The organism is Citrobacter sp. TBCS-14, assembly GCF_005280805.1.
Taxonomy (GTDB): Bacteria; Pseudomonadota; Gammaproteobacteria; order Enterobacterales; family Enterobacteriaceae; genus Citrobacter; species Citrobacter gillenii.
Window position 1 is genome coordinate 1 of sequence record NZ_SZWM01000786.1, and the last position, 219, is coordinate 219.

The 219-nt window shown below is 59.8% G+C and carries 1 protein-coding gene; it reads left to right on the plus strand.

The genetic code is table 11. From position 1 onward, the window contains the following. The coding region (locus FDX22_RS21320) for a hypothetical protein (RefSeq protein WP_186805407.1) at nucleotides 1-219 on the plus strand (219 nt) is incomplete at both ends.

Consider the following 219-nt stretch of genomic DNA (forward strand, 5'->3'; position numbering starts at 1 on the left):
CCATTATCCGCGCCATGCCGTATGACCGTCCGTTGACCGTGATGGCGTCGTTCCCGCTCTGTGCGCAATGCGACAAAGAGTATCGTGACCCGTATGACCGTCGCTTCCATGCCCAGCCTGTTGCTTGTCCGGCATGTGGCCCGCATCTGGAATGGATCAGTACTGACGTGCGGGCTGAAAAAGAAGACGCCCTGCAGGCGGCGGTGGCACAGCTGAAAG